Genomic DNA, 22617 nt, shown 5'->3' on the forward strand with positions numbered 1-22617 from the left:
GTCGGACTCGGTCAGTGCGCGCCTGCGGCAGCGTCGCCACCGGCGCCGCCCTTCTGCGGCCTTGCCAGCCACACCAGCGGAATCAGCAGCAGGAACAGGATCGCCGACGCATAGAAGATGTCGTTCGTGGCCAGCATGTAGGCCTGCTGGTCGACGATGCGGTTGATCTGCCCCAGCACCTGGTCGGTGCTGAAGCCGCTGGCGTTGAGCCCGGACATCGCGCTCGTGGCTGCGTTGTTGCCCTGGTTGATCGTCTCGGCCAGTTGCGTATGGTGCAGCGTGGCACGGTTGTCCCACAGCGTGGTGGTGATCGACGTGCCCATCGCACCCGCAGTGATCCGCAGGAAGTTCGACAGCCCCGATGCGGCCGGGATGCGGTCTGGCGTGAGGCCCGACAGCGTGATGGTCACGAGCGGGATGAAGAAGAACGCCATCGCGATGCCCTGGATCACCGTCGGGATGATGATGGTGACGAAGTCGGCCTGCGTGTTGAAGTTCGACCGCATCCACAGCACCAGCGCGAACACCAGGAACGAGAAGGTCGCGTAGCGGCGCGGGTCGATCTTGGCCACCGTGAGGCCCACCACCGGCGAGAAGAAGATGGCCAGCAGCCCCACGGGCGCCATGATCATCCCCGCCTGCGTGGCGGTGTAGCCCATCCACTGCTGCAGCCACAGCGGCAGCAGCACCACGTTGCCGAAGAACAGGCCGTAGGCCACTGCCGTCGCCACGGCGCCCGACCAGAAGTTGCGGCGCTTGAAGAGCGACAGGTCGACCACCGGGTGCTTGTCGGTCAGCTCCCAGACGAGGAAGAACGCGAAGCCGACCACGGACACCACCGCCAGCGTGACGATCTGCGCCGAGTGGAACCAGTCGAGTTCCTTGCCCTTGTCGAGCATGAGCTGCAGCGAGCCCACCCACAGCACCAGCAACGCGAGGCCGATGGCGTCGATGGGCACCTTGTGCGTGGCGCTCTCGCGCTTGTGGTACAGCGCCCAGGTGATGGCGGCCGCGACGATGCCCACCGGGATGTTGATGTAGAAGATCCACGGCCACGAGATGTTGTCGGTGATCCAGCCGCCGAGCAGCGGCCCCATCACCGGCGCGACCAGCGTGGTCATCGACCACATGGCCATCGCCAGGCCCGCCTTGGCGCGCGGATAGCTCGACAGCAGCAGCGCCTGCGACAGCGGGATCATCGGCCCCGCGACGAAGCCCTGCAGCGCGCGGAAGGCGATCAGCGTCGTCATGTTCGGCGCGAGGCCGCACAGCAGCGAGCTGATCATGAAGAGGATCACGCTGGCCATGAACAGGCGCACCTGTCCGAAGCGCTGCGTCATGAAGCCCGTGAGCGGCACCGCGATGGCATTGGCCACCGCGAAGCTGGTGATGACCCAGGTGCCTTGCGTGGTGCTCACGCCCAGGTCGCCCGAGATGGCGGGCAGCGACACGTTCGCGATCGACGAGTCGAGCACGTTCATGAAGGTTGCCGCAGAAAGCGCAACCGTGCCCCAGACGCGGGCTGCGCCCTCGAGCGGCGGATGCGTAACGTATGCAGGAGCAGCGGTAGCCATGGGGCGGGCTGTTTACCTGGACTGAAGAAAGGTCCGGACGAGCGCTCGCGCGATCAGCCCGGCTGGCCCTGCGCTGCTACGGAGGTGTTGCCGGCAGGCGCGGCAGGCGCCTTGGCGGGTGCCGCAGCCGTCGCGCCGCCCTTGCCGCCGATGTTGGCGGCGACGATGCGCTCCACTTCGGCGTCGGCGCCGCGGTCGAGCTGGCTGTACACGGCCGTCTGCGCCAGCGCGGTGGCGCGCGGCGCGTCGGCGAGCATCTTGCCGCTCTTCTGCGAGATGTCGACCTCGGCGTCCATCGACAGGCCGATGCGCAGCGGGTTGGCCTTGAGCTGCTCGGGGTCGAGCGCGATGCGCACGGGCACGCGCTGCACCACCTTGATCCAGTTGCCGGTGGCGTTCTGCGCGGGCAGCAGCGCGAAGGCGCTGCCGGTGCCCACGCCCAGGCCGGCAACCTTGCCGGTGTACTCGACCTTCTTGCCGTACACGTCGGCGGTGAGCTTCACGGGCTGGTCGATGCGGATGTTGCGCAGCTGCACTTCCTTGAAGTTGGCGTCGACCCACAGCTGGTTGAGCGGCACGATCGACATCATCGGCGTGCCGGCAGCAACGCGCTGGCCGAGCTGCACGGTGCGCTTGGCGACGTAGCCGTCGACCGGCGCCGGCATGGCCACGCGCTGCGTTGCGAGGTAAGCCTCGCGCACCTTGGCGGCAGCAGCCAGCACGCTCGGGTGCTGGGCCACGCTGGTGCCTTCGGTCAGCGACTGGTTGCTGACCAGCGCTTCCTTCGCGGCGACGACGCCGGCCTGCGCGGCGGCGAGCTGGCTCTTGGCCGTGTCGAGCTGCGTCTCGGCGTGGTTGAGTTCTTCCTTCGACACGGCGCCGTTGCCCGACAGCGCGCGGCGGCGCTGCAGGTCGTCCTGGGCCTTGGCGATGTCGCTCTGCGCCTTGACGATGTCGGCCTGGCGCAGCGTGACCTGCGCGGCCAGCGAGCCGTTGTTGGCATACAGCGTGCGCACCTGGCGCACCGCCTGCGCAAGCGCGGCCTCGGCCTGCTCGAGCGCAACCTTGGCGTCGGCCGGGTCGAGCTGCACCAGCGGCTGGCCGGCCTTCACGAAGTCGGTGTCGTCGGCGTTGATGGCCATCACGGTGCCGCCGATCTGCGGCGTGATCTGGATGACGTTGCCCGAGACGTAGGCGTTGTCGGTGTCCTCGTAGTGGCTGGCGACCAGCCATTCGTAGAGGCCCCAGCCGCCGCCGGCGACGATGACCACCGCGGCGAGCGCGGTGAGTGCGCGGCGGCGCTTGCCGTTGCCGGCGGGCGCCTCGGGGGCTGCGGAAGCTGCTGCTGCAGCGGGCGTCGGAGTGTTGTTGTCGCTCATGATGAAGTTCTTTCCGAAGACGAAGAGGTCAAGCCGGGCCGGATCAGTTCAGCGGGGCCGAGGGAGCCGATGCCGTGGCGGTGGCCGGGGACTGCCAGCCGCCGCCGAGCGCGCGCGCCAGGCCCACCTGGGTGTCGAGCGCGCGGGCCGCGAGGTCGACCGCGAGGCGGCGCTGAGCCAGCACTGCCGTTTCGGCCGTCAGCACGTTGAGGTAGTTGCCGAGGCCCGCGCGGTAGCGCTGCACGGCGATGTCGTAGGCGCCTTCGGCCGCGGTCTGCGCGGCGCGCTGCTCGGCCTGCTGGCGCGTGATCGACTGGGCGCTCGTGACCTGATCTGCCGCGTCGCGCACCGCGTCGATCACGGTGGCGTTGTAGCTCTCGACGGCGGCGTCGAGGTCGGCCGACTTGCCGCGCAGGTTGGCGCGCAGCTTGCCGCCCTCGAAGATCGGCAGGCTGATGGCAGGGCCCACGCCCCACTGCTCGCTGCCCGACTTCAGCAGCTTGCCGAAGCCCAGGCTCTGGAAGCCGACGAAGGCCGTGAGGTTCACGTTGGGATAGAAGAGTGTCTTGGCGTTGGCCACGTCGCTGGTGGCCGCTTCGACGCGCCAGCGCGCGGCGGCGATGTCGGCGCGGCGGCCGAGCAGGTCGGCCGGAATGTTCGCCTGCAGCGCCATCGGCTTCACGCCGTCGAGCACCGGCGGCTTGAGCGAGGCGGTGACGTTCGGCTGGCCCACGAGCGCGTCGAGCGCGTGCTGCTGCAGCGCGATCTGCTCGTTGAGCGCTTCGATCTGCTGGCGTGCCTCGGGCAGGCCGCCTTCGCTCTGGCGCAGTTCGAGGCGGGTGTCGAGGCCGGCGGAAACGCGGTCGCGCACCAGCTTCAGGGTTTCGTCGCGCTGCGCCAGCGTCCGCTTGGCAACGGTGAGCTGGTCGTTCAGGCGGGCCCACTGGAAGTAACTGCGGGCCACGTTGCTCGCGAGCAGCACGCGGGCTGCGTCGGCGTCAGCGGCGGCGGCATTGGCGGCGCCGATGGCGGTGTCGAGCGCTGTGCGGTTCTTGCCGAAGAAGTCGAGCTCCCAGCTCGCGCCCAGCTGCAGCAGGCCGATGTTCTGGGTGGAGCCGCCCAGCGGCGCCGGGTATATGTAGTTGCTGTTGAACTTCTGGCGGTTCAGGTCGAGATCGGCCTTCACCTGCGGCTTGAGCGCGGCGCCGGCGATGTCGGCCGAAGCCTGCGCGCGCGCGAGGCGGGCCTGCGCGACCTGCAGGTTGGGGTTGCCGGCCACGGCCTGGTCGATGAGCGAATTGAGTTGCGAATCACCGAAGGCGAGCCACCACTGGCCATCGAGGCGGGACACCGGCACGGCGGCGCTGTCGGGCGCGATGCCCAGCGAGGTGGCGTCGCGCAGCTTGGCCTGCGAGCCGATGCCGGACATGTCGGCGCAGCCGGCAAGCGCGACCACCAGCAGCGCGGCGGCGACGACGGGAGTGCGACGCATGGCGCGCACGGCGAGGGAGTCAGTCATTTTTATCTCCACGGGCCGCGAGGGCCTGGGCGTTGTCGAGGATGCGGCGCAGATAGCCTTTGAGCTGCTCCCATTCCTCGGTGGTGAAACCTGCGAGGTGCTCGTTCTGCACCCTGCTGAGCACGTGCGGCACTTCCTTGGCGGATGCGCGGCCTTCGTCGGTGAGCTCGATATTGACCACGCGGCGGTCTTCGAGCGAGCGCACCCGGCGGCACAGGCCCTTGGCCTCGAGGCGGTCGAGCAGGCGCGTCATGGCGCCGGTGTCGAGCTCGCAGGCACGGGCCAGTTCGGCCACCGTGGTGGCCGCGCCGACGTGCAGCTTGTAGAGGGGCACCCACTGCGGATAGGTGGGGCTGCCCGGTTCGCACATGCGGGTTTCGACCGACTGGCCGACCGCAGTGACGATGCGGCGCATGAGGTAGCCGATGCTTTCCTCGGCGCGATAGGTTTCCGGGCTGTAGAAGGCGACGGGCGCACGACGCTCCTCGCCGGCGGAAACCGGCGGGCTTTGAGGGGTGTTGGCATCGCTCATGGGCGAAATATTAGTTGCCTCGGCAATTATTGTCAAGGCTACCTTTGTAGAGGCAAGGGATCGGTAGAATCCGCGCATGGCTTCCACCCCATCGTCTTCCACGGCCAAGGGCTCGCCCCGATCGCTCTCGGGCCTGAGCCCTTTTCTTCGCCCGTACCGCGTGCAGATCGTGCTGGCCGGGCTCTTCCTGGTGATGGCGGCGGTCACCACGCTGGCTTTTCCTATCGCCCTGCGCAGCCTGATTGACAACGGCCTGATCAGCTCCGACAAGGGCGCCCAGACCATGGCGCTGCGCGAGCATTTCGGCGCCCTCTTCGCCGTGGCCGTGGCGCTGGGCGTGTTCTCGGCGGCGCGCTTCTATACGGTGAGCTGGCTGGGCGAGCGCGTGACGGCCGACATCCGCAACGCCGTCTACGCCCACGTGCTCAAGCAGAGCCCCGCCTTCTTCGAGACCACGCAGACCGGCGAGGTGCTGTCGCGCCTGACGGCCGACACCACGCTGGTGCAGACGGTCGTCGGCTCCTCGCTGAGCATGGGCCTGCGCAATGCGGTGATGGGCGTGGGCGCCCTGGCGGTGCTGATCTGGACCAACCCCTACGTGATGGTGCAGGTGCTGGGCATCCTCGTGCTGGTAGTGCTGCCCAGCATGCTGTTCGGCCGCCGCGTGCGCAAGCTGTCGCGCGCCAGCCAGGACCGCGTGGCCGATTCGAGCGCCATCGCCGCCGAGGTGCTGAACGCCATTCCGGTGGTTCAGAGCTACACGGCCGAGGGCCGCGAGGCCGCGCGATTCAGCGGCTCGACCGAGAACGCCTTCCGCACCGCCGTGCGCCGTACCCGCGCCCGCTCGGTGCTCGTGGCCTTCATCATCATCGCGACCTCGGCTGCCCTGCTCTGGGGCCTCTACCAAGGCACGCAGGCGGTGCTGCGCGGCGATATCACCGCCGGCCACCTGGGCCAGACCGTCGTCTACGTGGCCATCCTCGCCAGCGCGACCGCCGTGCTCGGCGAGGTGTACGGCGACCTGCTGCGCGCAGCCGGCGCGACGGAGCGGCTGATGGAGCTTCTGCATGCGCCCGCGGCCATCGTGTCCCCCTCCAACCCGGTGGCCGCACCGGTACCCGTCGCGGGCAGCGCGATCAAGCTCGATGCGGTCACCTTCCACTACCCTTCCCGCCCCGGCACGCCGGCATTGCGCGACTTCAACCTCGATGTGGCACCCGGCGAAACCGTGGCGTTGGTGGGATCCAGCGGCGCCGGCAAGAGCACCGTGTTCCAGCTGCTGCTGCGCTACTACGACCCGCAAACGGGCCGGGTGCTGCTCGACGGCGCGCCGCTGGCCTCGCTGGCCCTGCCCGAGCTGCGCACCCGCATCGGCCTCGTGCCGCAGGACGCGGTGATCTTCTCGGCCAGCGCGCTCGAGAACATCCGCTACGGCAACCCCGAGGCGACGGCCGAGGAAGTGCAGGCCGCAGCCCGCGCCGCCTTCGCCCACGACTTCCTGCAGGCGCTGCCCGAGGGCTACGACACCTTCCTCGGCGAGCGCGGCGTGCGGCTTTCAGGCGGACAGCGCCAGCGCATCGCGATCGCGCGCGCGATCCTCAAGAACCCGCCGCTGCTGCTGCTCGACGAAGCCACCAGCGCGCTCGACGCGGAAAGCGAGCGCATGGTGCAGGCAGCGCTCGAGTCGGCGATGGAGAACCGGACCACGCTGGTGATCGCGCACCGACTGGCAACGGTGCAGAAAGCCGACCGCATCGTGGTGCTGGACCATGGCGGGATCGTCGAACAGGGAACCCACGCGGCGCTGGTTGCGCAGGGCGGCGTGTATGCGCGGCTGGCCGCGCTCCAGTTCACGGCCTGAACAGGCCGCGCTCCCCAGTCAGCTATTACTGCAGGGTTTCTTTCAGCGCTGCCGGGATAGGCAGCGCCATCACCGGAATGCCCTCGTCGAGCAGTGCCTCGGCCTGCTCGGGCGTGGCCTGCCCGCGGATGCCGCGCTCGGGCGTCTCGCCGTAGTGCATCTTCCGGGCTTCGTCGGCAAAGCGCTCGCCGACGTCCTCGGTCTTCGCCAGCACCTCGCGCACGGCGCGCATCCAGCGGGCTTCGGGCGAGGGATCGGCGGGAACGTTGGAAGCAGCAGCAGCGGGAGCAGGCGCGGCAGCCTCCTTCGGCTCCTTGGCATTGCCCAGGTTGAGGCGCGGCGCGCTCAGCAGCTTGACGATGGCGGTGTCGCCGCAGACCGGGCATTCGACCAGGCCTGATGCCAGCTGGGTCTCGAAATCCTCGCTCGAGGCGAACCAGCCTTCGAAGCCGTGGCCATGGGTGCAGCGGAGATCGAGAACCTTCATGGCGCGGATTATCCCGCGCTGCCTTGAGCAGGCGCGGCCTGCCAGTCCAGAGCCCATGCGCCCGAAAGGACGTTCTGCAGCCAGAGCGTGCAGGTCAGCGTCTTGGCGTCGGTGACCTTGCCTTCGCGGCACCAGCCGACCAGTTCATCAGGCGTCGCGGTGAACACGTCGAGGAACTCGCCGTGGTCGAGCTGCCGCTCGCCGAGCGAGAGCCCGCGCGCGAAATAGATGTGAATGATCTCGGTCGAGTACGCCACCGCGAGGTGCATCGCCCCCGCATAGGCCCATTCGCGTGCGGTGTAGCCGGTTTCCTCGATCAGCTCGCGCCGGCCGCAGTCGAACGGGTCTTCGCCCGCGTCGAGCTTGCCCGCGGGGAACTCGATCATCACGTGGCCGACCGGATAGCGGAACTGCCGCTCCAGCACCACGCGACCGTCGTCGAGAAGCGGAATCACCACCACCGCGCCCGGATGCAGCACGTATTCGCGCGTGGCGCTGTGGCCGTCGGGCAGGCGGATGGTGTCGCGCCGGGCCTTCAGGAACTTGCCCTCGAACAGCTCCTCGCGGCTCAGGAGCTCTTCCTTCAGGTGCGAATCGGCGGTGTCGGTGGGCTTGGTGGTCATGTCGTCGTTGCCAGTCTCGATGCCTGTATCAATACCTGTGTCAATGCCTGTGCTTCGTCAGGTAGCGCCAGGTGAATCCCGGAAAGGCCAGCACGATGAACAGCGCGCCGGTCACCGCATAGAACTCCCAGCCCTGCGCGGCGATCTGCCCTGCCCTGCGCTCGAACAGCAGCCCGACGCCGCCGGCCAGAAAGTACAAGACCACCAGTTCGGCGAGGCGCACCGCGAGCGACTTGGGAGCAGTCGCCAGAGGCACCGCGCCGAACAGGCGGTCGTTGAAGAACGGCAGATTGGCGGCCACGAGGGCCACCAGCAGAACGACCCAGACCGACGCGGTTTGCGACACCCGAGGTCGGCCGCGTCAGTGGGCCAGCGTGGCCACGATAGCGTCGTAGCAGAGCGTCATCAGGCCGCCAGGCACGATGCCCAGGATCAGGATCAGCGCACCGTTGATCGTGAGCACGGTGCGCACGTCGCGCGGTGCCGACACGGTGGTGGCCGTGACGGGTGCGTCGAAGTACATGACCTTGACCACGCGCAGGTAGTAGAACGCGCCGATCAGCGACATCATCACCGCGAACACGGCCAGGCCGATGTAGATGGCGTGGCCCGAGGCGATCAGCGCCTGCAGCACGGCCAGCTTCGCGTAGAAGCCGACGAGCGGCGGCAGGCCGGCCAGCGAGAACATCGCGATCGACATCACGCCGGCGTACAGCGGGCTGCGCTGGTTCAGGCCGGCGAGGTCGGTGATCTCCTCGCTCTCGAAGCCTTCGCGCGCCAGCAGCAGGATGATGCCGAAGCTCGCCAGCGTGGTCAGCACGTAGGTCACGATGTAGAACATCGAGGCGCTGTAGGCGTACTGGGCGTTGTAGGTGCCCTGCTGGTCCGAGCCCGCGACCAGGCCGAGGAGCATGAAGCCCATCTGCGAGATCGTCGAATAGGCCAGCATGCGCTTCAGGTTGCTCTGCGCGATGGCGGCCAGGTTGCCGACCAGCAGCGAGGCGATGGCCAGCACGGCGAGCATCTGCTGCCAGTCGATGGCCAGCGGCTGCAGCGCGTCGACCAGCAGGCGGATGATGATCGCGAAGGCGGCCAGCTCTGGCGCCGCGCCGATCAGCAGCGTGATCGCCGTCGGAGCGCCCTGGTAGACATCGGGCACCCACATGTGGAACGGAGCTGCGCCCACCTTGAAGGCCAGGCCGGCAACGATGAACACCAGGCCGAACACCAGCACCTGGTGGTTCACCTTGCCGCTGGCGATGGTCTTGAACACGTCGTTCACGTCCAGCGAGCCGGTAGCGCCGTACATCATCGACAGGCCGTACAGCAGGAAGCCGCTGGCCATGGCGCCGAGCACGAAGTACTTCATGGCGGCTTCGCTGGCCACCGCGTTGTCGCGGCGCAGGGCCACCAGCGCGTAGCTCGACAGCGTGAGCAGTTCGAGGCCCAGGTAGATCAGCAGGAAGTTGCTGCCCGAGATCATCACGAACATGCCCAGCAGCGCGAACATGCTGATGGTGAACATCTCGCCGCCGCGCAGCATCTCGCGGTCGGCCGCATAGGGACGGCCGTAGACCAGCGTGACCATCAGGGCGACGGTGGCGAAGCACTTGAGCCAGTTGCCCATCGAGTCGCTGACGACCATGCCGCCGAAACCGTAGATGGTCTTGGCGTCGGCGGCCTGCAGGCCCGACAGCACGGCGACCACGGCCAGCGTGGCGAGCGTCAGCACATAGGTGCGGGTACGGCGCGGGCTCGTGTCCGACAGGTCGACCAGCGCAATGATGCAGGCCATGACCAGCAACACGATTTCGGGGTAGATCGTGACCCAGCTGAGTTTGTCAATCATCTCGTTCTCTTCTTCAGCGTGGCATCAGGAAGGCAGCTTCGAAACTGCCACGTGGCGCAGGAGCTCGGTCACCGAGGCATCCATCGCGTCGGTGAACGGCTTCGGGAACAGGCCCATCCACAGCACGGCGATGGCCAGCAGCGCCAGCATCAGGAATTCGCGCGAATTGATGTCGCTGAGTTCCTTCACGTGGTCGTTGCCGACCGGGCCCAGATACACGCGCTTGTACATCCAGAGGGTATAGGCGGCGCCGAAGATCAGCGCGGTCGCGGCACCAAGGCCGATCCAGAAGTTGGCCTTCACGGCGCCCAGGATCACCATCCACTCGCCCACGAAACCGGCGGTGCCCGGCAGGCCGCAGTTGGCCATGGCGAACAGCAGCGCGAACGCGGCGAACTTGGGCATGGTGTTCACCACGCCGCCGTAGTCGGCGATCTGGCGCGAGTGCACGCGGTCGTACAGCACGCCGATGCCCAGGAACATGGCGCCCGACACGAAGCCGTGCGCAATCATCTGCACGATGCCGCCGGACACGCCCAGCTCGTTGAAGATGAAGAAGCCGAGCGTCACGAAACCCATGTGGGCCACCGACGAGTAAGCCACCAGCTTCTTCATGTCCTGCTGCACCAGTGCCACCAGGCCGACGTAGATCACGGCGATCAGCGACAGCGCGATCATGAGCCAGGCCCATTCGTGCGAGGCATCGGGAGCGATGGGCATCGAGAAGCGCAGGAAACCGTAGGCACCCAGCTTCAGCATGATCGCGGCCAGCACGGCGGAACCGCCCGTGGGAGCCTCGACGTGCACGTCGGGCAGCCAGGTGTGCACCGGCCACATCGGCACCTTCACCGCGAAGGCCGCGAAGAAGGCGAAGAACAGGAAGGTCTGCGCAGTCGAACCCAGCGGCAGCTTGTGCCACGACAGGATGTCGAAGCTGCCGCCCGACTTGTTGTACAGGTAGATCAGCGCCACCAGCATCAGCAGCGAGCCGAGCAAGGTGTAGAGGAAGAACTTGAATGCCGCGTAGATCTTGTTCGGGCCGCCCCAGATGCCGATGATCAGGTACATCGGGATCAGCGTGGCTTCGAAGAACACGTAGAACAGCACGCCGTCGAGCGCGGCGAACACGCCGATCATGAAGCCCGACAAGATCAGGAACGCGCCCATGTACTGGTTCACGCGCTCGGTGATCACTTCCCAGGCCGAGATCACGACGATGACCGTGATGAACGACGTCAGCAGCACCAGCCAGAGCGACAGGCCGTCGATCCCGAGGTGGTAGTTGACGTTGAAGCGCGAGATCCAGCCCGTCTTCTCGACGAACTGCATCGCGGCGGTGCCGTTCTGGAAACGCGTGAACAGCGGCACCGTGACCAGGAAGCTCACGATGGAACCGACGAGCGCGACCCAGCGCACGCCCTTGGCGTGCTCGTCACGGCCAAACGCCAGCAGCACGGCGCCGAATGCGATCGGCACCCAGATGGCAAGGCTCAACAAACCCATTTTTCTTTTTCTCCAGCGCTAGGCTCAGCGTTTGAACCAGACGAAGTACGTCATCAGGATGAAGATGCCGAGCAGCATCGCGAAGGCGTAGTGGTAGATGTAGCCCGACTGCATCCAGCGCACCACACCAGAGATACGGCCCACCACCTTCCACGAGCCGTTGACCACGGCGCCGTCGATCAGCGCCTGGTCGCCGCCCTTCCACAGGCCGGTGCCCAGGGCACGCGTGGCGCGGGCGATCACGTTCTCGTTGAACCAGTCCATGTAGTACTTGTTCTCGAGCAGGCGGTAGATCGGGCCGCAGGCGCGCTTGATCGCCGCCGGCAGCGCCGGGTTGATCATGTACATGTACCAGGACAGGACCACGCCGGCCAGCGCCAGCCAGAACGGTGCGGCCTGCAGGCCGTGGATGGCCATGGCCACCGGGCCGTGGAAGGCTTCTTCCAGTTCCTTCATGGCGTGGTGCTTCGCACCGTCCACGACGATCGCGCCCTTGAAGAACTCGCCGAACAGCATCGGGTCGATCGTCATGAAGCCGATCACCACCGACGGAATGGCCAGCAGCACCAGCGGCAGCCACACCACCCAGGGCGACTCATGCGGCTTGTGGTCGTCATGGCCGTGACCGTGATCGTCATGGCCGCGGCCATGGTCGTCGTGGTGCGCATCGGGGTTCTGGTCGTAGCGCTCCTTGCCGTGGAAGACCAGGAAGTACATGCGGAACGAGTAGAAGGCCGTGATGAACACGCCGGCCAGCACCGCGTAGTAGGCGAAGTTCGCGCCCCACAGGTGGCTTTCGTGCACCGCCTCGATGATGCTGTCCTTCGAGTAGAAGCCCGAGAAGAACGGCGTGCCGATCAGGGCGAGCGAACCCAGCAGCGAGGTGATCCAGGTGATCGGCATGTACTTGCGCACGCCGCCCATCCAGCGGATGTCCTGGTTGTGGTGCATGCCGATGATCACCGAGCCCGCGCCGAGGAACAGCAGCGCCTTGAAGAACGCGTGCGTCATCAGGTGGAACACCGCGACCGAGTAGGCCGAGGCACCGAGCGCCACCGTCATGTAGCCGAGCTGCGAGAGCGTCGAGTACGCGACCACGCGCTTGATGTCGTTCTGGATGATGCCCAGGAAGCCCATGAACAGCGCAGTGATGGCGCCGATCACGAGGATGAAGCTCAGGGCCGTGTCGCTCAGCTCGAACAACGGCGACATGCGCGCCACCATGAAGATGCCGGCCGTCACCATGGTCGCCGCGTGGATCAGCGCCGAGATGGGGGTCGGGCCTTCCATCGAGTCGGGCAGCCACACGTGCAGCGGGAACTGGGCGCTCTTGCCCATCGCGCCGATGAACAGGCAGATGCAGATCACCGTGATGAGCATCCACTCGGTGCCCGGGAAGGTGATGCCCGCCAGCGTGCCCGCCTTGGCGAAGGCTTCGGTGTAGTTCAGGGTGCCGGCGTAGGCCGCGATCAGGCCGATGCCGAGGATGAAGCCGAAGTCGCCCACGCGGTTGACCAGGAACGCCTTCATGTTCGCGAAGATCGCGGTCGGCTTGTTGAACCAGAAACCGATCAGCAGGTACGACACCAGGCCCACCGCCTCCCAGCCGAAGAACAGCTGGAGCATGTTGTTGCTCATGACGAGCATCAGCATCGAGAAGGTGAACAGCGAGATGTACGCGAAGAAGCGGTTGTAGCCGTCGTCTTCTTCCATGTAGCCGATGGTGTAGATGTGGACCATCAGCGACACGAAGGTCACGACGCACATCATCATCGCGGTGAGGCCGTCGACCATGAAGCCGACTTCCATCTTCAGGCCGCCGACCACCATCCATTCGTAGATGGTCTGGTTGAAGCGGGCGCCGTCGGCGATCACGCTCTTGAGCGTCATCGCCGAGATGATGAAGGCGACCAGCACGCCGAGGATGGTCAGCGAGTGCGTGACCTTGCGGCCGATGTGATTGCCGCCGAACTTCGTGCCGAACACGCCGGCAAGGGCTGCGCCGACCAGGGGTGCCAGCGGAACGGCCAGCAGTGTGGATGCGGAAAGGGTTGAACTCATACGTTTGTTCTTTTCAATGGCTCCAGGGTCGCACATCACACGCGCACAACCCAGCAGCTGCCGCAGAACCGGCTTTGCCGGGCTGCTGGCAGCGCCCCCGAAGGGGGTTGGCGAAGCGACACGAAGTGCGCGAAGACTGGGGGATCATCCTTTTAACGAGTTGAGTTCGTCGACGTTGATGTTCGACTTGTTGCGGAACAGCAGCACCAGCAGTGCCAGCCCGATGGCCGACTCGGCCGCGGCCACCGTCAGGATGAAGAACACGAAGATCTGCCCGTGCATGTCGCCCAGGAAATGCGAGAAGGCCACGAAGTTCATGTTGACCGCCAGCAGCATCAGCTCGATGGCCATCAGCAACACGATCAGGTTCTTGCGGTTCAGGAAGATGCCGATCACGGACAGCGCGAAGAGCATCGCGCCGAGCGAAAGAAAGTGTCCGAGCGTGAGCGTCATGCCTTGTTTTCCTTTGCAGCGTCCGCAGCTTCAACCACAGGCTCCGCGGCACGTGTTGCCGGCATCTGAACGATGCGCACACGGTCGCGAGCCTTCACGCGAACCTGGTCGGCCGGGTTGACGTACTTGCTGTCCTTGCGGGTGCGCAGCGTCAGTGCGATGGCGGCCACGATGGCCACGAGCAGGATGACCGCGGCGATTTCCAGCGGGTAGAGATATTCGGAGTAGAGCAGCTTGCCCAGCTCGAGCGTGTTGGAAGTGTTGGCTGCCGCCGCGCCGGCCACGGCGCGCGGCGCCTCGCCCAGGCGGAAGCCGCCCATGAGCACTGCCGCCATTTCGAGCGCGATCAGCGCACCTACGGCCGCCGCCAGCGGGAAGTGCTTCCAGAAGCCCTCCCGCAAGCTGTCGACGTTGATGTCCAGCATCATCACCACGAACAGGAACAGCACCATCACGGCGCCCACATACACGAGCACGAGCGAGATCGCGAGGAACTCGGCGCGCAGCAGCAGCCAGATGGCCGATGCCTGGAAGAAGGCCAGAACCAGGTACAGCGCTGCGTACACGGGGTTGCGGGCGGTGATGACGCGGAACGCTGCAAACAGCAGCACCACGGCAAACAGATAGAACAGACCGGTCTTGACGTCCATTGGAATTCGAATTGGTACGGGGTTCGGGCTGGTCGGAATCAGCGGTACTTGGCGTCAGCCGCCTTGTTCGCTGCGATTTCTTTTTCGTAGCGGTCGCCCACGGCCAGCAACATGTCCTTGGTGAAGTACAGGTCGCCGCGCTTTTCGCCGTGGTATTCGAAGATGTGCGTCTCGACGATCGAGTCGACCGGGCAGCTCTCTTCGCAGAAGCCACAGAAGATGCACTTGGTCAGGTCGATGTCGTAGCGCGTGGTGCGGCGCGAGCCGTCGTCGCGCACGTCCGATTCGATGGTGATGGCCAGCGCCGGGCAGACGGCCTCGCAGAGCTTGCAGGCGATGCAGCGCTCTTCGCCGTTCTCATAGCGGCGCAGCGCGTGCAGGCCGCGGAAGCGCGGCGACAGCGGCGTCTTCTCTTCGGGGAACTGCACCGTGATCTTGCGGGCAAAGGCGTACTTGCCGGTGATGGCCAGGCCCTTGAACAGCTCGAACAGCATGAAGCTGCCCAGGAAGTCCTTGAGCGAGAAAGGCGCGGACGGGGTTGCAGTGTGCGCAGCAGACATTGTTGGCGCTCCCTGTTATTTCCAGATGTTGAACGGCGTCTGCATCCAGCCACCGACCACGACCAGCCACACGAGGGTGACGGGAATGAAGATCTTCCAGCCCAGACGCATGATCTGGTCATAGCGGAAGCGCGGGAACGTCGAGCGCACCCACAGGAACATGGTGACCACGCAGAAGGTCTTGAGGCCCAGCCAGATCCAGCCCGGGATGAAGCTCAGGAACTCGAACGGGGGCAGCCACCCGCCGAGGAACAGCACCACGGTCAGGATCGAGACGAGCCACATGTTGGCGTACTCGGCCAGGAAGAACATCGCGAAGCTCATGCCCGAGTACTCGATCATGTGGCCGGCCACGATTTCGGATTCGCCTTCCACCACGTCGAACGGGTGGCGGTTGGTTTCGGCGAGGCCCGAGATGAAGTAGACGACGAAGATCGGCAGCAGCGGCAGCCAGTTCCACGACAGGAAGCCGACGCCCATGTTGGCGAACATGCCCCTGCCCTGCACGTTGACGATCTCGGTCATGTTCAGGCTGCCGGTGACCATCAGCACCACGACGAAGCAGAAGCCCATCGCGATTTCGTAGCTCACCATCTGTGCCGAGGCGCGCAGTGCGCCCAGGAAGGCGTACTTCGAGTTCGATGCCCAGCCGGCGATGATCACGCCGTACACCTCGAGCGAGGTGATGGCCATTACGAACAGCAGGCCGGCGTTGATGTTGGCCAGCGCCACGTCGGGGCCGAAGGGAATCACGGCCCATGCGGCGAGCGCCGGCATGATGGTCATGATCGGGCCGAGCAGGAACAGGCCCTTGTTGGCGACCGTCGGAAGAATGATTTCCTTGGTCATCAGCTTGAGCGCGTCGGCGATCGGCTGGAGCAGGCCCAGCGGTCCGATGCGGTTCGGGCCGATGCGGATCTGCGTGAAGCCGATGGCCTTGCGTTCCCACAGCGTGAGGTACGCCACGGCCAGCATCAGCGGAATGACGACGACGATGATCTTGATCAGCGTCCAGACCACCGGCCAGACCACACCGGTCCACCAGCCCGCGGCCACCAGGCCCTGGCCGAAGCCATGAATGGTGTCGACGATCATGCCAGAGCCTCCTCGGCACGAGCCGTCACGTTAGCGCCGGCCGATGCGTTGCGCGCGTCGGCGGTCAGTTGCAGCGACGGCGCGCGGCGCACGATCGAATCCAGCTGGTAGATGCTCGCGACCACGGGAGCGGCAGCCGCACCGTTGGCAGCGACCGCGCTGGCGGACGTGGCGTTGCTCAGCGCATTCGCGGGCACGGCACCCTTGTCGCCCACGGTGGCCAGCACTTCGGCGGTCGATTCGAACGCGAAGCCGGGCAGGCCCAGCAGGTTGGCCAGCACGCGCAGCACCTTCCAGGCCGGGCGCGTTTCGCCCAGCGGCTTCACGACGGCGTGGAAGCCCTGCAGGCGGCCTTCGGCATTGACGAAAGTGCCAGGCGTTTCGGTGAACGGGGCGATCGGAAGCAGCACGTCGCTGAACTCGAGGTTGGCCTTGAAGGGGCTCAGCGTGACGACCATTTGCGCGTTGCCGATGACATCGGCTGCGGCGGCGCCGGCTGCCGAGTCGAACACCGGCTCGGTGTTCAGCAGCATCACGGCCTTCAGGCCGGAGCCTGCGGCGAGCATGCGGCCGGCATCGAGGCCGCCGTTCTTCGGGAACGCGCCGACGATCTGCGCACCCACGGTGTTGGCGGCCTCGGTCAGGTAGCCGACGGTGGCGCCGGTCTGCGCGCCGATCCAGTTCGCCAATGCCAGCAGGCTGCTGGCCTGGACGTGGTGCGCGGCGGCGTTGCCGAGCAGGATGGCCTTGCGCTCGCCGCTCAGCAGCGAGGCGGCGATGGCCTTCGCGGTGGCGTCGGGTGCGTTCTTCGGTGCCAGCGGCGCAGTTGCGCCATTGGTTTCGCCGATGGCGGCGGCCACTGCGGCCAGCGCCTCGACCCATTGGCCGGCTTCGACGATGGACGACTGCGCCACGTCGATGGCCCAGGCGTCGCGGTCGGCCATGAGGCTGGCCGAGGTGATCACAGACAGCGCAGCGCCCTTGCGCACGGCCTGGCGGATGCGCTGCGCGAAGAGCGGATGCTCCTTGCGCAGGTTCGAACCGACGACGAGCGCGCGCTGCACCAGCGTGAGCGATGCGATCGAGGTGCCGAGCCAGCGCACGCCTTCGAACGCGCCGAATTCGGCGTTGCGCAGGCGGTAGTCGATGTTGTCGCTGCCGAGCTCACGCGTGAGCATGGCGGCGAGCTGCAGCTCTTCGAGCGTGCTGTGCGGGCTGACCAGCGTGCCGATGCTCTGCGCACCGTGGTCGGCCTTGATCTGCTTCAGGCCATTGGCGACATACTCGAGCGCCGTCTGCCAGTCGACCTGCTGCCATTGGCCGCCCTGCTTCAGCATGGGCTGCGTGAGGCGTTCCGGGCCGTTGAGCGCTTCGTACGAGAAGCGGTCGCGGTCGGCGATCCAGCATTCGTTGACGTCTTCGTTCTCGAGCGGCACCACGCGCATCACGCGGTTGTTCTTGACCTGAACGATCAGGTTGGCGCCGGTGGAGTCGTGCGGGCTCACCGACTTGCGGCGCGACAGTTCCCAGGTACGGGCGCTGTAGCGGAAGGGCTTGCTCGTGAGCGCGCCGACCGGGCAGATGTCGATCATGTTGCCCGAGAGTTCGGAGTCGACCGTGTCGCCAACGAAGGTTTCGATTTCGGAATGCTCGCCGCGGTGCGACATGCCGAGCTCCATCACGCCGGCCACTTCCTGGCCGAAGCGGACGCAGCGCGTGCAGTGGATGCAGCGGCTCATTTCTTCCATGCTGATCAGCGGGCCGACGTCCTTGTGGAACACGACGCGCTTTTCCTCTTCATAGCGCGAAGAGGAACCGCCGTAGCCGACGGCCAGGTCCTGCAGCTGGCATTCACCGCCCTGGTCGCAGATCGGGCAATCCAGCGGGTGGTTGATCAGGAGGAACTCCATGACCGACTGCTGCGCCTTGATGGCCTTCTCGCTCTTGGTGCGGACGATCATGCCCTGCGTGACAGGCGTGGCGCAGGCCGGCATGGGCTTGGGCGCCTTTTCCACGTCCACGAGGCACATGCGGCAGTTGGCCGCGATGCTGAGTTTCTTGTGATAGCAGAAGTGCGGGATGTACGTGCCCGCCTTGTCGGCAGCATGCATCACCATGCTGCCCTCGGTCACTTCGACCTTCTTGCCGTCGAGTTCGATTTCGATCATGAGTGTGTTTCTTCTCGCGCTCAGGCCTTGACGGGCGCCGTCGGGACTTGGCCCGGGATCAGGGCTTCGAACTCGTGACGGAAGTGCTTGATCATGGCGCGCACCGGCATGGCCGCCGCGTCGCCGAGGGCGCAGATGGTGCGGCCCATGATGTCGCCGGCGACGGAGTCGAGCAGCTGCATGTCGCTGGGCTTGCCCTGCCCGTTGTGGATGCGGTCCACGAGGCGGTAGAGCCAGCCGGTGCCTTCGCGGCACGGCGTGCACTGGCCGCAGGACTCGTGCATGTAAAAGTATGAAAGGCGCTTGAGCGATTCGACCATCGAGCGGCTGTCGTCCATGACGATCACCGCGCCCGAACCGAGCATGGAGCCCGCCTTGGAGATGGAGTCGTAGTCCATGGTGCAGGCCATCATGATGTCGGCCGGCAGCACCGGAGCCGACGAACCTCCGGGAATCACCGCCTTGAGCGTGCGGCCCTTGCGCACGCCGCCGGCCAGCTCGAGCAGCTTGGAGAACGGCGTGCCCATGGGCACTTCGTAGTTGCCGGGCAGCTCGACGTCGCCGCTCACCGAGTAGATCTTGGTGCCGCCGTTGTTCGGCTTGCCGCACTCGAGGTAGGCCTGGCCGCCGTTGCGGATGATCCAGGGCACCGCCGCGAAGGTCTCGGTGTTGTTGATGGTGGTGGGCTTGCCGTACAGGCCGAAGCTCGCCGGGAACGGCGGCTTGAAGCGCGGCTGGCCCTTCTTGCCTTCGAGCGATTCGAGCAGCGCGGTTTCTTCGCCGCAGATGTAGGCGCCGAAGCCATGGGCAGCGTGCAACTGGAAGTTGTACGTGCTGCCCATGATCTTGTCGCCGAGGTAGCCGGCGGCGCGCGCTTCTTCGAGGGCTTCCTCGAAACGGTCGTAGGTCTGGAAGATCTCGCCGTGGATGTAGTTGTAGCCGACGCTGATGCCCATCGCGTAAGCAGCGATGGCCATGCCTTCGATCACGATGTGCGGATTGAACTGCAGGATGTCGCGGTCCTTGCACGTACCCGGCTCGCCTTCGTCCGAATTGCAGACGAGGTACTTCTGGCCCGGGAACTGGCGGGGCATGAAGCTCCACTTCAGGCCCGTCGGGAAACCGGCGCCGCCGCGGCCGCGCAGGCCCGAGGCCTTCACTTCGGCGATCACCTGGTCGGGCGTCAGGCCCTCGGTCAGGATCTTGCGCAGCGCCTGGTAGCCACCGCGCGCTTCGTAGTCGGCCAGGCGCCAGTTGGTGCCGTCGAGGCCGGCGTAGATCTGCGGCTCGATGTGGCGGTCATGGAAACAGGTCTGGACGCCCGTCGCCTGGAACTGCTGGAGAACTTGTTCGGGTGACATCAGGAAGCCTCCCCCTTGGTGGCCGGCGCGGCGTTGCGCAGGCCGTCGACCAGCTGGTCGAGCTTCTCGTTGCTCATGAAGCTGCACATCGTGCGGTCGTTGACCAGCATCACGGGCGAATCGGCGCAGGCGCCCAGGCATTCGCTCTGCTGCAGCGTGAACAGGCCGTCGGCCGTGGTCTCGCCCATCTTGATGCCGAGCTTCTTCTCGAGATGCACGAGGGCGGTGACGCCGTCGCGCAGCTGGCAAGGCAGATTAGTGCACACGTTGAGCTTGAACTTGCCCACCGGATGCTGGTTGTACATGTTGTAGAAGGTCGTCACTTCATGCACGGCGATGGGCGCCATGCCGAGGTACTCGGCGATCTCGCGCTCGCGTTGCAGGCTGACGTAGCCCTCGTCCTGCTGGACGATGGACAGGCAGGCCATCACGGCCGACTGCTTGCCCGCCTCGGGGTACTTCGCCACCTCGCGCGCAAAGCGCTCGAGGATCGCGGGCTTCAAAGGGGAAGAAGGCGCCGAAGGCGCCGTGTCATGGTGGGTCGAGGAAGTCATTCGCTCTTTCTCACCTGTCGATCTCGCCGAACACGATGTCCATCGTGCCGATCACCGCGACAGCGTCGGCGATCATGTGACCGCGCGACATTTCGTCGAGGGCGGCGAGGTGCGGGAAACCAGGGGCGCGGATCTTCAGGCGGTACGGCTTGTTGGCGCCGTCGCTCACGAGATAGATGCCGAACTCACCCTTCGGATGCTCGACGGCGGCATACGCCTCGCCTTCGGGCACGTGGAAGCCTTCGGTGAAGAGCTTGAAATGGTGGATCAGCTCCTCCATGTTTGCCTTCATCGATTCGCGCGCGGGCGCTGCGACCTTGTGGTTGTCGGTGATGACAGGACCGGGGTTGGCACGCAGCCAGGCCGAGCACTGCTGGATGATCCGGTTGGCCTGGCGCATCTCTTCGACGCGGACCAGGTAGCGGTCGTAGCAGTCGCCGGTCTTGCCCACGGGCACGTCGAACTGCATGCGGTCGTAGACGTCGTAGGGCTGCTTCTTGCGCAGATCCCATTCGATACCCGAGCCGCGCAGCATGGGGCCGGTGAAGCCGAGGTTGAGCGCGCGCTCCGGCGTGACCACGCCGATGCCCACGGTGCGCTGCTTCCAGATGCGGTTGTCGGTGAGCAGCGTCTCGTACTCGTCGACCATCTTCGGGAAGCGCTTGCAGAAGGCGTCGATGAAGTCGAGCAGCGACCCCTGGCGATCTTCGTTCAGGCGCTCGATGGCCTTCGCGTTCTTGATCTTGCTGGCCTTGTAGCGCGGCATCGCGTCGGGCAGGTCGCGATACACGCCGCCCGGACGGAAGTACGCCGCATGCATGCGCGCACCGGAAACGGCCTCGTACATGTCGAACAGGTCTTCACGCTCGCGGAAGCAGTAGATGAGCATGTTCATCGCACCGCAATCGAGGCCGTGCGCGCCGAGCCACAGCAGGTGGTTCAGCAGGCGGGTGATCTCGGCGAACATCACGCGGATGTACTGCGCGCGCTCGGGCACTTCGAGGCCCAGCATCCGCTCAATGGCCAGGCAATAGGCGTGCTCGTTGCTCATCATCGACACGTAGTCGAGACGGTCCATGTACGGCAGCGACTGGATGAAGGTGCGCGACTCGGCGAGCTTCTCGGTGGCGCGGTGCAGCAGGCCGATGTGGGGGTCGGCGCGCTGGATGACTTCGCCGTCCAGCTCGAGCACCAGGCGCAGCACGCCGTGCGCTGCCGGGTGCTGGGGACCGAAGTTGAGTGTGTAGTTCTTGATTTCGGCCATATCAGTCAGTGCAAACCGCCGCCGTAGTTGTCTTCGCGGATCACGCGCGGGGTGATTTCGCGCGGCTCGATGGAAACCGGCTGGTAGACCACGCGCTTCTGCTCTTCGTCGTAGCGCATCTCGACGTGACCCGACACCGGGAAGTCCTTGCGGAACGGGTGGCCGATGAAGCCGTAGTCGGTCAGGAGGCGGCGCAGGTCGTCGTGCCCCTCGAACACGATGCCGTAGAGGTCGAAGGCTTCGCGCTCGAACCAGGTGGCGGAGTTCCACACGGACTGCAGCGAGTCGACCACGGGAAAGTCGTCGTTCGACGCGAACACCGTCAGGCGCACGCGCTGGTTGAGGCTCACCGACAGCAGATGGGAGACGACGCCATAGCGATCGCCCTGCCACTCGCCGTGGCGATAGTCGGAGTAGTCCATGCCGCAGAGATCGATCAGTTGCTCGAAGCGGCAGCCAGGCGCATCGCGCAGCAGCAATGCGGCTTCCAGGTAGTCGGCGGCGCCGACCACCACATTCACCTCGTTCAGGGCGACGGTCACGCTCTTGGCCTTGGCGCCGAGCGTCTCGGCGACGGTGGCGCGCAGCACCTCCGGCGAAATTGCAAAGTCAGTCATCGTCGGCAATCCCTCAGGCGCGGGCAATGGTGTTGGTGCGGCGAATCTTCTGCTGCAACTGGATCACGCCGTAGAGCAAGGCCTCGGCGGTGGGCGGGCAACCCGGAACGTAGACGTCGACCGGCACGATGCGGTCGCAGCCGCGCACGACCGAATAGCTGTAGTGGTAGTAGCCACCGCCATTCGCGCACGAACCCATGGAGAGAACCCAGCGCGGCTCGGGCATCTGGTCGTAGACCTTGCGCAAGGCCGGAGCCATCTTGTTGCACAGCGTGCCGGCCACGATCATCAGATCGGACTGACGCGGGCTGGGGCGGAACAGCATGCCGAAGCGGTCGATGTCATAGCGGGCGGCGCCCGCGTGCATCATTTCCACCGCACAGCATGCGAGGCCGAAAGTCATCGGCCAGAGAGAACCAGTCTTCGCCCAGTTGACGACCGAATCGTAGGTCGTGGTGACGAAGCCTTCCTTGAGAACGCCTTCAATGGCCATCGTGTTTCTTCCTT

General features: G+C 66.0%; 21 protein-coding genes. 1 reads left to right on the top strand and 20 read right to left on the bottom strand.

Annotation, left to right across the window (positions count from 1 at the left end):
- Window positions 1–11: 11 nt before the first annotated feature.
- From AC1VNX_RS21330 to AC1VNX_RS21345, 4 genes are read right to left on the bottom strand one after another with little or no spacing between them, the layout of a single operon-like run.
- The gene (locus AC1VNX_RS21330) at window positions 12–1574 is read right to left on the bottom strand and encodes a DHA2 family efflux MFS transporter permease subunit (protein WP_483159168.1); all 1563 of its coding nucleotides are present in this window, start codon (window positions 1572–1574) and stop codon (window positions 12–14) included.
- Window positions 1575–1627: 53 nt separating this feature from the next.
- Window positions 1628–2953, bottom strand: a complete 1326-nt coding sequence (locus AC1VNX_RS21335) for an EmrA/EmrK family multidrug efflux transporter periplasmic adaptor subunit (protein ID WP_483159170.1) — start codon at window positions 2951–2953, stop codon at window positions 1628–1630.
- 43 nt (window positions 2954–2996) lie between these two features.
- Window positions 2997–4472, bottom strand: coding sequence for an efflux transporter outer membrane subunit (locus tag AC1VNX_RS21340; RefSeq protein ID WP_483159172.1), 1476 nt, complete (start codon window positions 4470–4472; stop codon window positions 2997–2999).
- A complete protein-coding gene (locus AC1VNX_RS21345; RefSeq protein ID WP_483159174.1) occupies window positions 4465–5004 on the bottom strand; it encodes a MarR family winged helix-turn-helix transcriptional regulator in 540 nt (179 codons plus the stop codon). The genes AC1VNX_RS21340 and AC1VNX_RS21345 overlap by 8 nt, the downstream gene beginning before the upstream one ends.
- A gap of 76 nt (window positions 5005–5080) precedes the next feature.
- Between AC1VNX_RS21345 and AC1VNX_RS21350 the strand changes: the two genes are divergently transcribed.
- A complete protein-coding gene (locus tag AC1VNX_RS21350; protein ID WP_483159176.1) occupies window positions 5081–6865 on the top strand; it encodes an ABC transporter transmembrane domain-containing protein in 1785 nt (594 codons plus the stop codon).
- A gap of 25 nt (window positions 6866–6890) precedes the next feature.
- On the opposite strand, the gene AC1VNX_RS21355 is transcribed toward AC1VNX_RS21350, so the two are convergent.
- From AC1VNX_RS21355 to AC1VNX_RS21430, 16 genes are all read right to left on the bottom strand, one after another.
- On the bottom strand, window positions 6891–7352 hold the full coding sequence (locus AC1VNX_RS21355) for a DUF1178 family protein (protein WP_483159178.1): 462 nt from the start codon (window positions 7350–7352) through the stop codon (window positions 6891–6893).
- A gap of 8 nt (window positions 7353–7360) precedes the next feature.
- Window positions 7361–7975 carry an NUDIX domain-containing protein gene (locus AC1VNX_RS21360; RefSeq protein WP_483159180.1) on the bottom strand — a complete coding sequence of 205 codons (615 nt, stop codon included), beginning with the start codon at window positions 7973–7975 and terminating at the stop codon, window positions 7361–7363.
- A 40-nt stretch (window positions 7976–8015) separates the two neighbouring features.
- On the bottom strand, window positions 8016–8321 hold the full coding sequence (locus AC1VNX_RS21365; RefSeq protein WP_483159181.1) for a DUF2818 family protein: 306 nt from the start codon (window positions 8319–8321) through the stop codon (window positions 8016–8018).
- A 15-nt stretch (window positions 8322–8336) separates the two neighbouring features.
- A complete protein-coding gene (gene nuoN / locus AC1VNX_RS21370; RefSeq protein WP_483159183.1) occupies window positions 8337–9824 on the bottom strand; it encodes an NADH-quinone oxidoreductase subunit NuoN in 1488 nt (495 codons plus the stop codon).
- 24 nt (window positions 9825–9848) lie between these two features.
- Window positions 9849–11327, bottom strand: a complete 1479-nt coding sequence (locus AC1VNX_RS21375; RefSeq protein ID WP_483159185.1) for an NADH-quinone oxidoreductase subunit M — start codon at window positions 11325–11327, stop codon at window positions 9849–9851.
- Window positions 11328–11351: 24 nt separating this feature from the next.
- Window positions 11352–13388 carry an NADH-quinone oxidoreductase subunit L gene (gene nuoL, locus AC1VNX_RS21380; protein WP_483159187.1) on the bottom strand — a complete coding sequence of 679 codons (2037 nt, stop codon included), beginning with the start codon at window positions 13386–13388 and terminating at the stop codon, window positions 11352–11354.
- A gap of 144 nt (window positions 13389–13532) precedes the next feature.
- Complete coding sequence (gene nuoK, locus AC1VNX_RS21385) at window positions 13533–13841, bottom strand: NADH-quinone oxidoreductase subunit NuoK (protein WP_019653383.1); 309 nt, start codon at window positions 13839–13841, stop codon at window positions 13533–13535.
- Window positions 13838–14491, bottom strand: a complete 654-nt coding sequence (locus AC1VNX_RS21390; protein WP_483159190.1) for an NADH-quinone oxidoreductase subunit J — start codon at window positions 14489–14491, stop codon at window positions 13838–13840. Before AC1VNX_RS21390 ends, nuoK begins: the two co-directional genes overlap by 4 nt.
- A gap of 38 nt (window positions 14492–14529) precedes the next feature.
- On the bottom strand, window positions 14530–15051 hold the full coding sequence (gene nuoI / locus AC1VNX_RS21395; protein WP_042579825.1) for an NADH-quinone oxidoreductase subunit NuoI: 522 nt from the start codon (window positions 15049–15051) through the stop codon (window positions 14530–14532).
- A 15-nt stretch (window positions 15052–15066) separates the two neighbouring features.
- The gene (gene nuoH, locus AC1VNX_RS21400; protein WP_483159192.1) at window positions 15067–16146 is read right to left on the bottom strand and encodes an NADH-quinone oxidoreductase subunit NuoH; all 1080 of its coding nucleotides are present in this window, start codon (window positions 16144–16146) and stop codon (window positions 15067–15069) included.
- Window positions 16143–18314 (bottom strand): NADH-quinone oxidoreductase subunit NuoG, encoded by a 2172-nt coding sequence (gene nuoG / locus AC1VNX_RS21405; protein ID WP_483159194.1) that lies wholly within the window; start codon window positions 18312–18314, stop codon window positions 16143–16145. Before nuoG ends, nuoH begins: the two co-directional genes overlap by 4 nt.
- Window positions 18315–18334: 20 nt before the next feature.
- Window positions 18335–19675: an NADH-quinone oxidoreductase subunit NuoF gene (gene nuoF, locus AC1VNX_RS21410; RefSeq protein ID WP_483159196.1), complete on the bottom strand. Its 1341-nt coding sequence runs from the start codon at window positions 19673–19675 to the stop codon at window positions 18335–18337.
- Window positions 19675–20229 carry an NADH-quinone oxidoreductase subunit NuoE family protein gene (locus tag AC1VNX_RS21415; protein WP_483159198.1) on the bottom strand — a complete coding sequence of 185 codons (555 nt, stop codon included), beginning with the start codon at window positions 20227–20229 and terminating at the stop codon, window positions 19675–19677. The genes nuoF and AC1VNX_RS21415 overlap by 1 nt, the downstream gene beginning before the upstream one ends.
- Before the next feature lie 10 nt (window positions 20230–20239).
- Complete coding sequence (locus AC1VNX_RS21420; protein ID WP_483159200.1) at window positions 20240–21493, bottom strand: NADH-quinone oxidoreductase subunit D; 1254 nt, start codon at window positions 21491–21493, stop codon at window positions 20240–20242.
- A gap of 5 nt (window positions 21494–21498) precedes the next feature.
- Window positions 21499–22110 carry an NADH-quinone oxidoreductase subunit C gene (locus AC1VNX_RS21425; protein ID WP_483159202.1) on the bottom strand — a complete coding sequence of 204 codons (612 nt, stop codon included), beginning with the start codon at window positions 22108–22110 and terminating at the stop codon, window positions 21499–21501.
- A 13-nt stretch (window positions 22111–22123) separates the two neighbouring features.
- Window positions 22124–22603: a NuoB/complex I 20 kDa subunit family protein gene (locus AC1VNX_RS21430; protein ID WP_007837763.1), complete on the bottom strand. Its 480-nt coding sequence runs from the start codon at window positions 22601–22603 to the stop codon at window positions 22124–22126.
- Window positions 22604–22617: the final 14 nt, after the last annotated feature.

This window comes from Variovorax sp. TLI9-5A, from assembly GCF_056867935.1.

Coding starts and splice junctions, on each gene's coding strand:
- AC1VNX_RS21375 (WP_483159185.1), bottom strand. CDS start 11,327: ATGGGTTTGTTGAGCCTTGCCATCTGGGTGCCGATCGCATTCGGCGCC.
- nuoG (WP_483159194.1), bottom strand. CDS start 18,314: ATGATCGAAATCGAACTCGACGGCAAGAAGGTCGAAGTGACCGAGGGC.
- nuoI (WP_042579825.1), bottom strand. CDS start 15,051: ATGTCTGCTGCGCACACTGCAACCCCGTCCGCGCCTTTCTCGCTCAAG.
- nuoL (WP_483159187.1), bottom strand. CDS start 13,388: ATGAGTTCAACCCTTTCCGCATCCACACTGCTGGCCGTTCCGCTGGCA.
- nuoH (WP_483159192.1), bottom strand. CDS start 16,146: ATGATCGTCGACACCATTCATGGCTTCGGCCAGGGCCTGGTGGCCGCG.
- AC1VNX_RS21390 (WP_483159190.1), bottom strand. CDS start 14,491: ATGGACGTCAAGACCGGTCTGTTCTATCTGTTTGCCGTGGTGCTGCTG.
- AC1VNX_RS21345 (WP_483159174.1), bottom strand. CDS start 5,004: ATGAGCGATGCCAACACCCCTCAAAGCCCGCCGGTTTCCGCCGGCGAG.
- AC1VNX_RS21360 (WP_483159180.1), bottom strand. CDS start 7,975: ATGACCACCAAGCCCACCGACACCGCCGATTCGCACCTGAAGGAAGAG.
- AC1VNX_RS21340 (WP_483159172.1), bottom strand. CDS start 4,472: ATGACTGACTCCCTCGCCGTGCGCGCCATGCGTCGCACTCCCGTCGTC.
- AC1VNX_RS21355 (WP_483159178.1), bottom strand. CDS start 7,352: ATGAAGGTTCTCGATCTCCGCTGCACCCATGGCCACGGCTTCGAAGGC.
- AC1VNX_RS21425 (WP_483159202.1), bottom strand. CDS start 22,110: ATGACTGACTTTGCAATTTCGCCGGAGGTGCTGCGCGCCACCGTCGCC.
- AC1VNX_RS21415 (WP_483159198.1), bottom strand. CDS start 20,229: ATGACTTCCTCGACCCACCATGACACGGCGCCTTCGGCGCCTTCTTCC.
- AC1VNX_RS21330 (WP_483159168.1), bottom strand. CDS start 1,574: ATGGCTACCGCTGCTCCTGCATACGTTACGCATCCGCCGCTCGAGGGC.
- nuoK (WP_019653383.1), bottom strand. CDS start 13,841: ATGACGCTCACGCTCGGACACTTTCTTTCGCTCGGCGCGATGCTCTTC.
- nuoN (WP_483159183.1), bottom strand. CDS start 9,824: ATGATTGACAAACTCAGCTGGGTCACGATCTACCCCGAAATCGTGTTG.
- AC1VNX_RS21350 (WP_483159176.1), top strand. CDS start 5,081: ATGGCTTCCACCCCATCGTCTTCCACGGCCAAGGGCTCGCCCCGATCG.
- AC1VNX_RS21430 (WP_007837763.1), bottom strand. CDS start 22,603: ATGGCCATTGAAGGCGTTCTCAAGGAAGGCTTCGTCACCACGACCTAC.
- AC1VNX_RS21420 (WP_483159200.1), bottom strand. CDS start 21,493: ATGGCCGAAATCAAGAACTACACACTCAACTTCGGTCCCCAGCACCCG.
- AC1VNX_RS21335 (WP_483159170.1), bottom strand. CDS start 2,953: ATGAGCGACAACAACACTCCGACGCCCGCTGCAGCAGCAGCTTCCGCA.
- nuoF (WP_483159196.1), bottom strand. CDS start 19,675: ATGTCACCCGAACAAGTTCTCCAGCAGTTCCAGGCGACGGGCGTCCAG.